This window comes from Sphingomonas sp. Leaf38 (genome assembly GCF_001421825.1).
GTDB lineage: Bacteria > Pseudomonadota > Alphaproteobacteria > Sphingomonadales > Sphingomonadaceae > Sphingomonas.
On the sequence record NZ_LMLD01000012.1, the window covers coordinates 397,424 to 411,651 of the forward strand.

11 protein-coding genes are annotated in these 14,228 nt (G+C 71.0%); 8 read left to right on the forward strand and 3 right to left on the reverse strand.

Annotated elements, in window-relative coordinates:
- The first annotated feature begins 45 nt into the window (after positions 1 to 45).
- The 7 genes from ASE88_RS17345 to ASE88_RS17375 are packed head-to-tail and all read left to right on the forward strand — an operon-like array spanning position 46 to position 7,969.
- Positions 46 to 930 (forward strand): endo alpha-1,4 polygalactosaminidase, encoded by an 885-nt coding sequence (locus ASE88_RS17345; protein ID WP_235527992.1) that lies wholly within the window; start codon positions 46 to 48, stop codon positions 928 to 930.
- Positions 927 to 2,621, forward strand: a complete 1,695-nt coding sequence (locus ASE88_RS17350; RefSeq protein WP_056480280.1) for a hypothetical protein — start codon at positions 927 to 929, stop codon at positions 2,619 to 2,621. Before ASE88_RS17345 ends, ASE88_RS17350 begins: the two co-directional genes overlap by 4 nt.
- Complete coding sequence (locus ASE88_RS17355; RefSeq protein WP_056480283.1) at positions 2,618 to 4,084, forward strand: hypothetical protein; 1,467 nt, start codon at positions 2,618 to 2,620, stop codon at positions 4,082 to 4,084. Before ASE88_RS17350 ends, ASE88_RS17355 begins: the two co-directional genes overlap by 4 nt.
- On the forward strand, positions 4,081 to 5,046 hold the full coding sequence (locus tag ASE88_RS17360; protein WP_056480286.1) for a hypothetical protein: 966 nt from the start codon (positions 4,081 to 4,083) through the stop codon (positions 5,044 to 5,046). Before ASE88_RS17355 ends, ASE88_RS17360 begins: the two co-directional genes overlap by 4 nt.
- Complete coding sequence (locus ASE88_RS17365) at positions 5,043 to 5,927, forward strand: hypothetical protein (protein ID WP_056480289.1); 885 nt, start codon at positions 5,043 to 5,045, stop codon at positions 5,925 to 5,927. Before ASE88_RS17360 ends, ASE88_RS17365 begins: the two co-directional genes overlap by 4 nt.
- On the forward strand, positions 5,924 to 7,435 hold the full coding sequence (gene pelF / locus ASE88_RS17370) for a GT4 family glycosyltransferase PelF (RefSeq protein ID WP_235527993.1): 1,512 nt from the start codon (positions 5,924 to 5,926) through the stop codon (positions 7,433 to 7,435). The genes ASE88_RS17365 and pelF overlap by 4 nt, the downstream gene beginning before the upstream one ends.
- Positions 7,436 to 7,441: 6 nt before the next feature.
- On the forward strand, positions 7,442 to 7,969 hold the full coding sequence (locus tag ASE88_RS17375; RefSeq protein ID WP_056480292.1) for an AAA family ATPase: 528 nt from the start codon (positions 7,442 to 7,444) through the stop codon (positions 7,967 to 7,969).
- Positions 7,970 to 8,043: 74 nt separating this feature from the next.
- On the opposite strand, the gene ASE88_RS17380 is transcribed toward ASE88_RS17375, so the two are convergent.
- Genes ASE88_RS17380 through ASE88_RS17390 form a run of 3 tightly spaced genes read right to left on the reverse strand, consistent with a single transcriptional unit; the run spans position 8,044 to position 12,897 of the window.
- A complete protein-coding gene (locus ASE88_RS17380) occupies positions 8,044 to 9,645 on the reverse strand; it encodes a TolC family protein (protein WP_056480294.1) in 1,602 nt (533 codons plus the stop codon).
- The gene (locus ASE88_RS17385) at positions 9,635 to 11,008 is read right to left on the reverse strand and encodes an HlyD family type I secretion periplasmic adaptor subunit (RefSeq protein WP_055881732.1); all 1,374 of its coding nucleotides are present in this window, start codon (positions 11,006 to 11,008) and stop codon (positions 9,635 to 9,637) included. Before ASE88_RS17385 ends, ASE88_RS17380 begins: the two co-directional genes overlap by 11 nt.
- On the reverse strand, positions 11,005 to 12,897 hold the full coding sequence (locus tag ASE88_RS17390; RefSeq protein WP_082466626.1) for a type I secretion system permease/ATPase: 1,893 nt from the start codon (positions 12,895 to 12,897) through the stop codon (positions 11,005 to 11,007). Before ASE88_RS17390 ends, ASE88_RS17385 begins: the two co-directional genes overlap by 4 nt.
- Before the next feature lie 40 nt (positions 12,898 to 12,937).
- Here ASE88_RS17390 and ASE88_RS19655 point away from each other — a divergent pair.
- Positions 12,938 to 14,228, forward strand: a 1,291-nt coding sequence (locus ASE88_RS19655) for a Clp protease N-terminal domain-containing protein (protein ID WP_414894000.1), incomplete at its 3' end; no start/stop codon positions are given.

The following is a 14,228-nucleotide window of genomic DNA, read 5'->3' on the forward strand; positions in this document are numbered from 1 at the left end:
CGTCGGCAACAATCCCTCGGTCGTGGGACAGGGAGGACGATTGCTATGACCGGATTTTCGGGGATCGCGCGGCGATTGATGCTGCGGCGGATGCTGGCGCTGGGCGCGATCGGGACGACACTGGGGTTTCGCGCACCGGCGCACGCAACGGCGAACGACGATTGGCGCTGGGGCGTCGATTACGGTGCGGCGACCGATCCGGAGCTGGCGCGGGCATGCCGCCTGCTGGTGCTCGAGCCGCATCATGCGCGGCCGATCGCACCGCTGCGGGGGCCCGGGAGCAGCCTGCTCGGCTATGTCAGCTTCGGCGAGGTCGAGCGCAGCCGGCCCTATTTCGCGGCACTCGATGCGGCCGGTGCGTTGGGCCCGGCGAATCCGAACTGGCCCGACGCGCGGCTGGCCGACCTGCGGCACCCCGCGTGGCGCGCGGCGGTCCTCGATCAGCTCGTCCCCGCGATCCTGGCGCTCGGTTATGACGGAATCTTCATCGATACGATGGATAACGCGGAGGCGATGGAACGACAGGACCCGGTAGCCAACAGCGGCATGATAGCGGCCGGTACGACGCTGATCGCCGCGGTGCGTGCGCGCTTTCCAAAGATCCGCATCATGCTCAACCGCGGCTACGCGATGCTGCCCGAGATCGCGCCGCAGATCGACTATCTGCTCGGCGAGGCGATGGCATCGCGATGGAATTTCACGACCAAACGCTATGATGCGCTGAGCGATTCGGATTGGGCCTGGCAGGCGGCGCGCCTCAAGGCGGCGCAGGCGCGCAACCCGGCGATCACGCTGATGACGCTCGATTATTGGGATCCGGCCGATCGCAAGCAGGTCGCCGCACTCTATGCGCGCGAGCGGGCGGCGGGGTTCCGGCCCTATGTCGCGACGCTGGCGCTCGATCGGCTGATTCCGGAGCCAGCCGGTTGAGGATAGATCGACACAAGGGCCGCCTGGCGCTGATCGTTCCCGCGCTGGCGGGGCTGGGCCTGTTGGCGGGCGGGCTGATGCTGTTGCCCGGGCGGCGCGAGATCCTTCACGCCGAGCGTCGTGCGCAACCGGTCGCGGCGGTCAGCGCGCTGCCGTCGGCGGCGCCGGCGGTGACGCCGCCACCCTCGCCGCCGTCGATCGCCGCCGCGATCCAGACGGCCGATGCGGCCACGCTCGCGGCGTTGACCGCGCGGCTGATCGACGCGGGCGTCGCGGTGACGACGGTGCAGGTCGCATATGACCTCGTCGCGGCACAACGGCCGGCGGTGGCGCTCGGCTATCTGGCGGCGCGCCCCGATGGCGCGAGTCCGGCGACGTGGCGGCTGCGCGTCGATCTGTTGCACAAGACCGGGCGTACGGCCGATGCCGCGGCGCTGGTGACGCGTGCGACACGTACGCACGGCGTGGTCGCGGCCGATCTGATCGCCGCGGCCTATGCGATCGACCGCACGGACCTGGTCATCGTCGCGGCGGCAAACCAGGTCATTCCGCCACCCGATGCGGCGCTCGCGCTCGATCTGGCGCGGCGCGCGGACAAGGCCGGGCGCGACGACTTGATCGCGCTGCTCGACCGGACGCGCGTCGACTGGCGCGCGGCCGATCCGTGGCTGGCGATCCGCGTGGCCACGCGGACCGGCGATCGGGCGGCGGCATTGCGGGCGGCGGACCGTTTGCCGGTCGACCAGCGGGCAGCGGCGCGCGAGACGATCCTGGCGGGCGACCGCGAGGGCCTGCGAACCGAGCTGCTCGCGCGGGCCGACGCGCAGCCCGAGGCGATGGCGGAACGGTTGCTCGCCGCCGGGTATCGCGACGATGCGCGTGCGGTATTGCGACGGGCGGCGACCGATCTGCCGGTCGGCGCACCGGCGACGCAGCGGCTGTTGTACCTGATGGGACCGCGTCCGGCGGCGGAGGATCTCGGCTGGCTGAAACAGCGCATGACGCGCGGCGACGCGGCGGAGCAGCGCGGGTGGTTGGGCGTGTATGCCGAGCACGACCGGCCGGCCGAAGCACTCGCCGTCGTGGCGCGGCATCCGCTGGCGGCGCGGACCGACGTGATGCTGTTGCGGCTGGCGCTCGCGCGGGCGGCGGGCGATGCGGCGGCGGGACGTACGGTGCTGGCGGGGTTGCTCGACGGGCGGGCGCTGGATGCGGCGCAGATGCGCGCCTTGTCGGCAGCCGCCCCTGCCCGGCTCGATCCCGCGCAGGCGGGAGCGATCGCGCGGCGCCGGGTTGCGGCGGGCGTCGCCGATCCGCGCGACCAGCTCGATCTGGCCTGGACCGCGTGGAATGCGGGCGACGCGAAGGGTGCGGCAGGGTGGCTGCGCGATCACCTCGCCGCGGCCCCGACCGACCTGCCCGCGCTCAGGCTGATGGCGGACGTACAGGCGCGGCTTGGCGGCACGGCTGCCGCGCGGCCGTGGCTCGAACGCGCGCTCGCGCAGACGCCGGCGCAGAGCCGGGCGCGGGTGGAATTGCTCGACCGGCTGGGACGGCGTGGCGAGGCGGTCGCGCTGGTCGAAACGTTGCGCAACGACGCGCCGCAGGACCGCATGCTGGCGGCGTTGCACGCGCGGCTGCTGATCGCCCAGGGGCAGCCGGGACGCGCGCGCACGGTGCTCACGGAATGATCATCCTCACGCTCCTGCTGGCAGACGCCCCCGTCATCGCGGTGCCGCGCGCGGTTTTTGCGGATGGCCGCGTGGTTGCGCCCGAGCCGATCCTCGCCTGGCCCGACGACGCGACCGTGCGCGTTTCGGAGAGCGATGGCGAGCTGGTCGCGCGGTTCGATCGTCCGTTATCGCCCGCGCGGATCGCGGCATTCCGTGACGCGGCGGGCGATGCGATCGGCGATCTGCGCTGGAACGACGACAGCTTGGTGCTTCGCGCGGCACCCGGCTGGGACATGACGTGGCGGCAAACGGGGGCGATCGTCGCGCTGGCGTTCGTGCCGCCATCGGGCGACGACGCGACCACGGACCTGGCCGACGATAGCGCGCCGGACACCGCGCTGGCGGCGATCGAGGCGGACGTCGCCGCCGGGTATCCCGGACCGGCGCTGCGGGCTGCGACTCGGCTGGCCGCGCGCTATCCCACCGATCGCCGCGCGGCGCGGCTGCTGGCGGATACGCGGATGGCGGATGGCGACGTGCGCGGCGCGGCGCGCGCGTACCGCGCGCTGGCCGCGGACGATGTGACCGCACGCCGGGCGATCGCTGCCGCCCCCGGCACCGCCAGCCTCGGCGTGACCGCGCGCGATGGCAGCGACCTGTCGCAGACCGAGTTCGCCACGCGGATCGATCCCGCGGTCGGCGACACGCTCGTGGCGGGCGGCGGCGTCCGCCATATCGTCAGCCGAGTCGAGGGCGGCGCGCGAACCGGCGATACGGTGGTCGATGCCTCGCTCCTCGCGGCGCTGGAGAGCGGCGTCCGCGTCCAGTTGCTCGCCTCCGCCGCCCTCGACGATGCGGTGACGGGCGGCGGCGTGAAGGCCGTTGCCGGGTCCGCCGACGCGCAGGTCCGCGTGACGCTGACGCGGCACATGCCCGATTATTCGACACCGGCACAGGTGATCGCGGGCGGCTATCTGTCGCGTGCGCTGATCGGCACGACCTATCGCCTGACGCCGGGGCTGGTCGCGCAGGCCGATCTCGGCGCGAACCGCTACGGGCTGGCGGGGATGGCCGGGGCGAGCGACACGATCGTCGCCAATGCGGGGCTCGATTACCTGATCCGGCGGCAGTTCCCGGCGCTCGGGCTGACCTATCGATTCGAGGCGGAATATGTCCAGCGGATGCGGGTCGGGCTGGACGGGCTCGCGGTCGTGCCGCTTGCCAGCCGCGAGAACCATACTGTGCAGGGACTGATCAGCGGCAGCCTGGGCGCGGTGCAGATGACCGGCCTGGCGGGCTGGACGGTCGATCGGTTCGGCGGCGACGGCCCGACCGCGAGCCTCGGCATCGCCGCACCGATCGCGGTCGCCTGGCGCGTCGAGGGAAGCGGCGGGATCACCTCGATCGCGCGACCGGGCTTTTCGGGGCGCCAGCTGTTCGCGCGCGCGCAATTGACCCATAGTCTGGGGGACGGCCGATGACCCAAATTTCGCGATGGAAACGCCCGCTACGGATCGCGATCGAGATGGCGGCCGGCTTCGCAGCGCTGGTCGCGGTCGATGCGTGGCTGACCGGTGGTACCGGCTTTGCGCGGATCGAGCCCAACCCGCTCTGGATCCCGGTGCTGGCGATGGCGCTGGCCTATGGCACGGGACCGGGGCTGGTCGCCGCCGCGGCAGCGTCGGCGTTGTGGCTGGCGCATGGCCACACGGTGGCGCCCGAGCGCGATTATCTCGACCATGTCCTGCACCTGTCGGTGCAGCCTTTGTTGTGGTTCGTCGTCGCGATCGCGATCGGCGAGGTGACGATCCTGCGCACCGCGCGCCATCACAGGCTCGAAAAACACGCGCGGACCGCGACGCGCAACGTCGCGCGGCTGACCGAGGCGTTCGCGACGTTGTCGCGCACCAACCGCGCCTTGCAGGTGCAGATCGCGACCGAAGACCGAACCGCCGGGCATGTGATCGATGTCGCGACCCGGCTGTCGTCGGCGGATGCCGCGGAACGGCGCGACGCGATCGGCGCACTGATCGCGCTGTCCGCGCGGACCGAGGATTTCACCTGCTATCGGATCACCGGCCGCGACGCGCGCGCATGGCTGCACGGGCCGGTGACCGCGGGGCGGCGCGAGATCCTGCCGGCGGCCCTGCTCGAACGGGTCGAGCGCGCGCAGCAGGCCAAGCAGAGGGGCGGGATCCTGCATGTCGCGCGGCGCGGCGATCGCCGCGTGCTCGACGGGATCGGGGTTGCGGCGATCGCGCTGGCGGACCGTGCGTCCGGCGAGATCGTCGGGTGCCTGGTGCTGCATACGTTGCCGTTCGAGGCGCTTGATGCGCGCCGTACCGCAGACCTTGCCGAAATCGCGGCGTGGCTGACGCCGCTGCTGGCGGATACGCTGCGCGCGGCACCCTGGACGCTGCGATCGGCGGAACGGGTCGCATGAGCGCGCCTTCGCATGGCCGTCTTGTCGCCGGCCTGCTCCTGCTCGCGGCGGTCGATCTCGCATTGCCGGTCGCGTGCGCCGCGTTCGGCCCGGCAATCGGCCTCACCGTCGGCTGGGCGTTGGCGGGGCATGCCGTCATTGCCACGATCAGCGTCGCGCTCTGGTTGCGGTGGGGCGCAAGCCGTGGATTCGCCGCGGCGATGCTGGGCGTGCTGGGGCCGATCGGGATCCTCGCGACGCTGCCGCTCGGCCGCGCGTCCTGGGCGGTGTCGCCGCGCAGCGACGACGCGATGTTCGGGCCGCGGGCGCGGCACAGCGCGCATCGCGGCGCCGGCCTGAAGGTGGCGCGGATGCTCGACGGGCGGGTGCATCACGCGACCCCCGACACGGTGAGTTCGCTCGTCACGATCATGCGCCACGGCGATGTCGCGGCACGCCGGCGCGCGCTGGAGACGGTGGTGCGGTCGTTCGAGCCCGCGCTGTCGCCGCTGATCGCGCTTGCGCTGACCGACGGCGACCAGACCATTCGCGCGCTGGCCGCCGCCGCATCGGCGCGGGTCGCGGAAAATCTGGTGCTGGCGCGCGCGCGGCTGACCACGCGGATCGCCGACGAGTCCGATCCCGAGGCGACGACGACCCTGGTCGCGCTGCTCGCGGATCATGCGCGGGCCGACGTGCTGCTGTCGGATTCGCAGCGCGCGCATCTGCGCGAGGATGCGGTCACATTGCGCGGGGCGGCAGCAGCGGCGGGTGACGATGCGGGCACGGTGGTGCAGATCGAGGCGTTGTGGGCGGTCGGCGACTACGCAGCGATCGACCGGCTCACCGCGGCGGGCGATGACGCGATGGCCACGTGGTGGCGCGCGGAAGCAGCGGCATGATCCCGCTGACCGCACTGGCCGCGATGTCCGCGACCGCGCCGGCCGAGCCCCCCGAAGCGGATATCTGCCTGATCGTCGAAGGCGCGTACCCCTATGTGATCGGCGGCGTCTCCGGCTGGCTGCAGGACCTGATCACGCACCTGCCCGACATCCGCTTCGCGATCGCCGCGATCAAGCCGGGTGCCGGCACGTTGCCGTTCCGATTGACCCCGCCGCCCAACGTCGTGGCGGTCGTCGAGATCGGGCTGGCCCCCGCCCCGTCGGTCCCGCGTGCGATCCCCGACCGGATCGCGGTGCCGATCGCCGACGCGCTCGTCGCGTTCCTCGCGACCGGCGGCGGCGCGCGACTTGCGACGCTGATCGACCTGATCGCCGCGATGCCGCGCGCGCCTGCACCCGGCGATATCCTGTCGCACCCCGCGGTCTTCGCAAGGCTGCGGCGACATTACGAGGCGATGCTGCCCAAGGCGTCGTTCCACCATTATTTCTGGGCGATGCGGACGTTGCTCGGCGGGCTGCTCGCCGTGCTGACCGCGCCATTGCCGCGCGCCAAGGCGTATCACACGATCTCGACCGGGTTCGCCGGGCTGCTGGCCGCGCGGGCGGCGCGCGAGACCGGGCGGCCGGCATTCATCACCGAGCACGGCATCTACCTGCTCGAACGACAGATCGAGGTGATGATGGCCGACTGGATCGGCGACCAGGTCGATACCGGACTCGAGCTCGATCGCAGCGTCCGCGATCTGCGCGACCTGTGGGTGCGCGCCTTCACCAGCTACGCCACCGCCTGCTATGACAGCTGCAACCCGATCGTCGCGCTGTACGGCGAGAACGTCGCGGTCCAGCGCCGGCTGGGCGCCGCCGCCGACCGCGTCCGGGTGATCCCCAACGGCATCGATTCGAGCCGGTTCGCGGCGCTGCCCGACCGCCGCGATCCGGCCCATCCCCTGGTCGCGCTGCTCGGCCGGGTGGTGCCGATCAAGGACGTGAAGACGTTCATCCGTGCGGCGGCGATCGCCCACGCCGAACGCCCCGACCTGCGTTTCGTGGTGCTGGGCCCCGAGGACGAGGATCCCGAATATGCCGCGGAATGTGCGCGGCTGGTCGAGAACCTGGCGCTGGGTGCGGTCTTCCGATTTGCCGGCCGGGTGCGGATCGAAGACTGGATGGCGACGATCGACCTGCTCGTTCTGACCAGCCTGTCGGAAGCGCAACCGCTCGTGATCCTGGAGGGTGGCGCGTGCGGGATCCCGGTGGTCGCGCCCGATGTCGGCAGCTGCCGCGAAATGATCGAGGGCCGCGGCGGTGCGGATTCGGGGCATGGCGGAATCGTCACGCCGCTGGTCAATCCGGCGGCGACCGCGGCGGGAATCCTGGCGATCGCCGGCGATCCCGCGCTGCGCCGGACGATGGGCGAGACGATGCGCGAGCGCGTGCGACGCGATTACGACCACGACACGATCATCGGCGCCTATGCGGCGTTATATGGGTCGCTGATGGAGGCGTAGACCGACATGACGCTCGACGATCTCGGCCCGCGAATCTGCATCATGGGGCCGTCGAACAGTGGCAAGTCGACGCTGGCGGTGGCGATCGCGCGGGCACGCGGGTTGCCACCGGTTCATCTCGATCAGCTGCACCATCACCCGAACACCGAGTGGTTGCCGCGCCCCCACGCGGCGTTCGTCGCGTTGCACGATCACGCCATCACCGACGCCCGCTGGGTCATGGACGGCAATTATTCGCGATGCCTGCCGCAGCGTCTCGCGCGCGCGACCGGCGTGATACTGCTCGAATCACCGACCACGACACGCCTCATGCGCTATTTCCGGCGATCCTGGTTCGAGCGAGCGCGACACGGTGCGCTCGATGGCGGCAGCGACCGCGTCACATGGGCCATGATCCGGCACATCGTCGTCACCACGCCCGGCAGTCGCAAGCGCGATGCGACGCTGTGCAAGCAGATCGGCCTGCCTAAACTCACGCTGTCGACAAGCCGCGACCTGGCGCACTTCTACCGCGCCGAGGGGCTCGAACGCTAGCGCGACGCGCCGCTGGCGTTGCGTCTCCTGCCCCCGGCGTCGAAGGACGGATCGGGGGCGACGTGAGTCCCTGTCTAAGCGCCGCCGGTGACGACCGCGTCGCTCAGGTCGGCGATCGCCGGGCTCGCGAGTACCGGGACTGGCGTGATCGGCAGCGTCGTGCCGAGCGGGCCGGGCAGGACCTGGACGATCGCAGGGCGGATCCGCGCGTCGGTGGCGGGGGCGACGACCGGCGCGGCGCGTGCATGCGTACTCGGCAATTGCGCGCGATCGATCGGCGCGAGGATCGGGTCGAACGGGCCGAACGTCTGCGCGCGCACGCGCCGCGTGTTGCGCGCGGGATCATAGGCCGGGACGCCCTGGTCGATCGCCGCCGCCTGGAGCCGCCCTAACGTCGTGAGCAGGCGCGCCTCCGCGGCATAGGCGCCGTATGTCGCGTTGACGAAGACGATTTGCGCGGTGAGCAGCCGCTGTTCCGAATCGAGCACCTCGAAATTCGACCGAAACCCTTCCGCAAAGCCGCGCTGGACTCCGGTCAGCGCCGATTCCGCCGCCTCGGTCGCCAGTTGCCCCGCGGTCATCTGCTCGCCGCCAGCGACAGCCTGGTTCCAGGCGTTCTGCGCATTGGCGAGCGCGGCGCGACGCGCGGTCTCGACCTCGAAGCCGAGCTGCTGGCGTTCGGCGACCGCGGCGCGGACGCGCGATCCGATCACGCCGCCGCTCAGCAGCGGCATCGTCAACGTGACCGCGCCGCTCGCCTGCGCGCCCAGATCGCGCAACTGATAGGTATAGGGACTGGCATAGCCATAGCTGCCCGACAACGCGACGATCGGCGCGCGTTCGGCGCGTTGCGCAGCGATCCGCGCATCGCCAGCCTTGGTCGCGAGGATTGCCTGCCACAGGCTCGGGCTCTCCTTCTCGACGATCGCGAACGCGGCATCGAGCGAATTGGGCAGCCCCGGCAGTGTCGGCGGCGCGAGCAGGATACCCGGATTGCGCCCGACCACCGCGGCGAACCGGCCGCGGCTCGCCTGCAGATTGACCGTCGCCTGCGCAAGCTGCGCGCGGATGATCTCGCGCTGCGCCTGCGCCTGCGCGATATCGGTACGCGTCAGGTCGCCGCCGCGTTCGCGCGCGATCGCCTGCGTCACCTGCCGCCCATAGGAGTCGAGCGAGCGTTGCTGGATCGCCACCAGCGCCTGGTCGCGGCGTACCGACACGAAGGCGTCGACGACCTCGTACAGGATCGCGTTCTCCGCCTCGCGCAGCCGTTCGCGCCCCGCCAGCACGCCCGCCTCGGCCGCCGAGACCTGCGCCGCGGTCCGCCCGCCGTTGAGCAGGATCTGCGACGCGGTGAGCGTGGCGCCCATGGTCCGCCCACGCGCCACCGCGAAATCGCCGAGCAGGCCGCGCTGGTCCTGCGACTGGTATTGCAGCGTCATGTTGACGCCCGCAGTCAGCCGGTAGGCCGCGCCGGCCTGGACGATCTGTTCGTCGAGCGCGCGGAGTTGCGCCCGCTGCCCCTCCAGCGACGGATTGGTGCGATAGGCGTCGGCGATCGCCTGACCGAGCGTCTCGGGCGCCGCGACCTGCGTCCCGACGACCGTCTGCGCGACCACCGGCGCTGCGGGGAGCAGGAGCAGCGCCCCGGCGAGGCGGATCGTATCAGCGTTCATGGAGCGACCTGGAAAAGGCTTCGGTCAGCGGATCGAGCAGATAGTCGAGCGCGGTGCGCGAGCGGAGCTTGACCAGCACGGTGACGGGGACGCCCGCGCGGATGCCCGTATCGCGCCCGCGAACCGCCTCGATCTTGGCGATCTGGTCGCGCGGCACGGTGATCTCGGCGCTGAAATAGCTGCGACCGGTCTGCTCGTCGCGCAGCGAATCCGCAGATACCGTCTCGACCGTGCCGAGCAGGATCGGCAGGTCGCGTTCGTGCAGCGACAGGAACTTCACCTCCGCCTCACGCCCCGCGAACACGCCGTCGATATCGCCCGGCGAGAAGTTCGCCCGCACCACCAGCGGCGCCGCATCGGGGACGATGTCGAGGATCGCCTGCCCCGGCTGGATCACACCGCCGACCGAGAACACGCGCAGGCCGACGACGCGCCCGGTCACCGGCGCGCGGATGATCGTGCGTGCGAGTTGCTCGCGCGCGGCGGCGAGTTTGGGCATGACCTCGTTCAGCTGGAACTGCGTGTCGCGCAGCAGCGTGGCGCTGTCCTCGACATATTTGCGGCGGGTCTGGACGCCTTCGGCGCGCGTCTGGCCGATCTGTTCGCGCGCCGCGGCCGAACGCGAGACATAGTCGGCGTCGGTGCCTTCGAGCTGCTGGATCGATCGTTCGATCGCGCGCACGGTGTTGCGCGAGACATAGCCTTCGTCGGCCAGCGCCCGCGTGCTCTCGAGCTGCTGGCGGAGCGACGCGCGCTGGCGAGCGGTCGCCTGCGCCTGTGCGTTGAAGCCGGTCGTCTGCTGCGCGACGGTCGCCGCCTGCTGGCGCAGCACGGCGCCGTTCGCCGCGAGCGCCGCCGAGCGCGCGGTGCGCTGGGCGACCTGAAGCGACTTGGCGCGGTCGACGAGGCGCCGGTCGTCGCCTTGCGCGGCCGCGAACTCGGCGGGCCAGACGATCGCGCCGCCGCGGACGTCGGCCTCCAGCCGTGCGCGCTGCGCCTGCAGGTCGATGACGCTGGCGGCCAATGCGCGCTCGCTCGCGGTGACTTCCGCGCCTTCGAGCCGGAACAGGACGTCGCCGGCGCGGACGTGCTGACCATCGCGCGCGGCCATCGCCGCGACGATCCCCCCCTCGCGGTGCTGGACCGTCTGGCGGTTGCCCGCGACGACCACCTGCCCCTCGCCCGCCGCCGCCGCATCGAGCCGCGCGAACGCCGCCCAGCCCAACCCGACGACGAAGAACAGGATCGCGACGAGCCCGCCGACCAGGATCGCATGACGCGGCGAGTCGTCGAGGCGGAGACGCTCGGCGAGGCTCGCACCGCCCGCGGCCGAAACCGGGCTGGCCAGGTCGGCGGGGATCATCGCGGCCCTCCCGCAGCGGCGACCTGGGGCCTGACGACCTTGGTCCGTTCGTCGAACATCTGGATCGTGCCACCGCGCAACACCATGATCTTGTCGACCGCCTGCAGCAGCCCGGTGCGGTGTGTCGAGACGATCACGGTCGCCCCCCGCTGGCGCAGTGCGGCGAGCGTCCTGACCAGCCGCGCCTCGCCGTCGCTGTCGAGATGCGCATTCGGCTCGTCGAGGAACAGGATCGTCGGCGCCCCGAACATCGCACGCGCCAGCGCGACCGACTGGTTCTGCCCCGCCGACAGCCCCGATCCGTCCGCCATGCTCAGCATCGTCGCATAGCCATTGGGCAGGCCGAGGATCACCTCGTGTGCGCCCGCCGCCTGCGCCGCCTCGACCACCGCGGCATCGAGCTGCTCGCTCTCGCCCGCGATGACCGACTGGAAGCGCGAGATATTGGTGTGCACCGAGGTCGGGAACAGCGACGGTGACTGCGGCATGTAGCCGACGTGACGCCCGAGCTGTTCGCGGTTCCAGTCGGACAGGCTTGCGCCGTCGATCCGGACCTCGCCGGTATCGGGCGACAGCGCCCCAGACAGCACGCGCAACAGCGTCGACTTGCCGGCCCCGCTCGGGCCGACCAGCGCGATGATCTCGCCGGGTGCGACCGCAAAATTAATGTCCGACAGCAACGCACGATCGCTGCCCTCGGCGCGGACGGTGACGCCGCGCACCTCGATCCGGCCGACCGGCGCGGGCAGCGTGGTGGCGTCGATCGACGGCCCCGGCAGCGCACAGAACGCGTCGAGATCGCGGTAGGCGTTGCGCGCGGCGGCAAGCGGCTTCATCGCGCCGAGGATCTGCTCGACCGGCTGCAGCGCGCGCCCGAGCAACAGCGACGCGGCGAAGATCGCACCGCCCGAAATATCCTGCCGGATCGCCAGCAGCGCGCCGAGCGCCAGCGCGAGCGATTGCAGCAACAGGCGGAGGAATTTGGTGATCGCGAGGAATTGCCCCGCGGTGCCGGCGAGCGCGGACTGGCGGCGGACCAGCTCGGCGCGCTCGAGCAGATGGCGCGTGATCAGCGCGTTGCGCATCCCCATCACGCGTGCGACCTCCGACCCGTGGATCGACACATCCTGTTCGCGCGTCGCCAGCACCGCGCGCGCATGCGTGTCGCGCGCGGCATGCGCGGTCACGCGGTCGCTGAGGATCGCGATCCCGCCGAGCAAGAGCGCGCTGACCAGCGCCAGCACGCCGATCCACGGGTGGAGCAGGAATGCGATGCCGATATAGATCGGTGCCCAGGGCGCATCGAACAGCGCGACGATCGTCGGCCCGGTCAGCGTGCCGCGCACCGTGTCGAAATCGCGCATCGCCTGGCTGCGCTGACCGATCGTCGCGCTATCGGTGCCCAGAATCCGCAGCAGGATCCCGGGCGCGGCCTGACGTTCGAGCCGCATGCTCGCGCGCAACAACAGGCGCATGCGGACGGCGTCGAGGATCGCGAACACGATCAGCGACACGACGAGGATCAGCGTGAGCAACAGCAGCGTCGCGCCGCCACGCGTCGGCACCACCCGGTCGTACACCTGCAGCATGAAGATCGACGGGACGAGGTACAGGATATTGACCAGCCCCGAGAACGCCGCCGCGAAGACGAGATGCCGCCGACACCCGCGGACGGCCGCGGCAAGCACGTTGCCGGCGCCGGCGGGATAAGGCGTGGGTCGAGGGGGGGCGGACGTCGGCATTGGATCCGCTCTAGCCGCGAAGTTTAAACGAACGGTTTCGGCCTGCCGGGTCTTTGTCCGTACCGGTCCCGGCTTTGTAAATCGCGCTTGGCCATGCTGGGCCCGCTTCGGCAACCCGCCTCTTGTGTTGCCCAAATGCAACACCATCTTTCACCCAGATACCGAACCAATCCCACAGGAATTCGTCATGAACATCGACAAATTCACCGACCGTGCGAAGGGCTTCCTGCAATCCGCGCAGACCGTCGCGATCCGCATGAACCACCAGCGGATCGCGCCCGAGCATCTGCTGAAGGCGCTGCTCGAGGACGAGCAGGGCATGGCCGCCGGGTTGATCAAGGCGGCGGGCGGCGACGCGAAGCGCGCGACCTCCGAAACCGATCTCGCGCTCGCCAAGATCCCCGCGGTGTCGGGCTCGGGCGCGCAGACCACGCCGGGCATCGACAACGACGCGGTGCGCGTGCTCGACCAGGCCGAACAGATCGCGACCAAGGCGGGCGACAGCTTCGTCACCGTGGAGCGGCTGCTCGTCGCGCTCTCGCTGTCGCTCAACACCGCCGCGGGCAAGGCGTTGAAGGCGGGCGGCGTCACGCCCGAGGGTCTCAACACCGCGATCAACACCGTCCGCCAGGGCCGCACCGCGGACACCGCTGGCGCCGAGGACCGCTATGATGCGCTCAAGAAATTCGCGCGCGACCTGACCCAGGCGGCGCGCGATGGCAAGCTCGACCCCGTGATCGGCCGCGACGAGGAGATCCGCCGCACGATCCAGATCCTCGCGCGCCGCACCAAGAACAACCCCGCGCTGATCGGCGAACCCGGCGTCGGCAAGACCGCGATCGCCGAAGGCCTCGCATTGCGGATCGCCAATGGCGACGTGCCCGATACGCTCAAGGACCGCCGTCTCATGTCGCTCGACATGGGGTCGCTCATCGCGGGCGCGAAATATCGCGGCGAGTTCGAGGAGCGGTTGAAGGGCGTGCTCGACGAGGTGAAGGCCGCAGAGGGCGACGTCATCCTGTTCATCGACGAGATGCACCAGCTGATCGGCGCGGGTAAATCCGAGGGCGCGATGGACGCGGGCAACCTGCTGAAACCCGCACTCGCGCGCGGCGAGCTCCACTGCGTCGGCGCGACGACGCTCGACGAATATCGCAAATATGTCGAGAAGGACCCCGCGCTCCAGCGGCGGTTCCAGCCGGTGATGGTCGGCGAACCGACCGTCGAGGATACGATCTCGATCCTGCGCGGGCTGAAGGAGAAATACGAGCTCCACCACGGCGTGCGGATCACCGACGGCGCGATCGTCGCCGCCTCGACGCTGTCGAACCGCTACATCACCGACCGCTTCCTCCCCGACAAGGCGATCGACCTGATGGACGAGGCCGCCTCGCGCATCCGCATGGAGGTCGAATCGAAGCCCGAGGCGATCGAGAACCTCGACCGGCGGATCATCCAGCTCAAGATCGAGCGCGAGG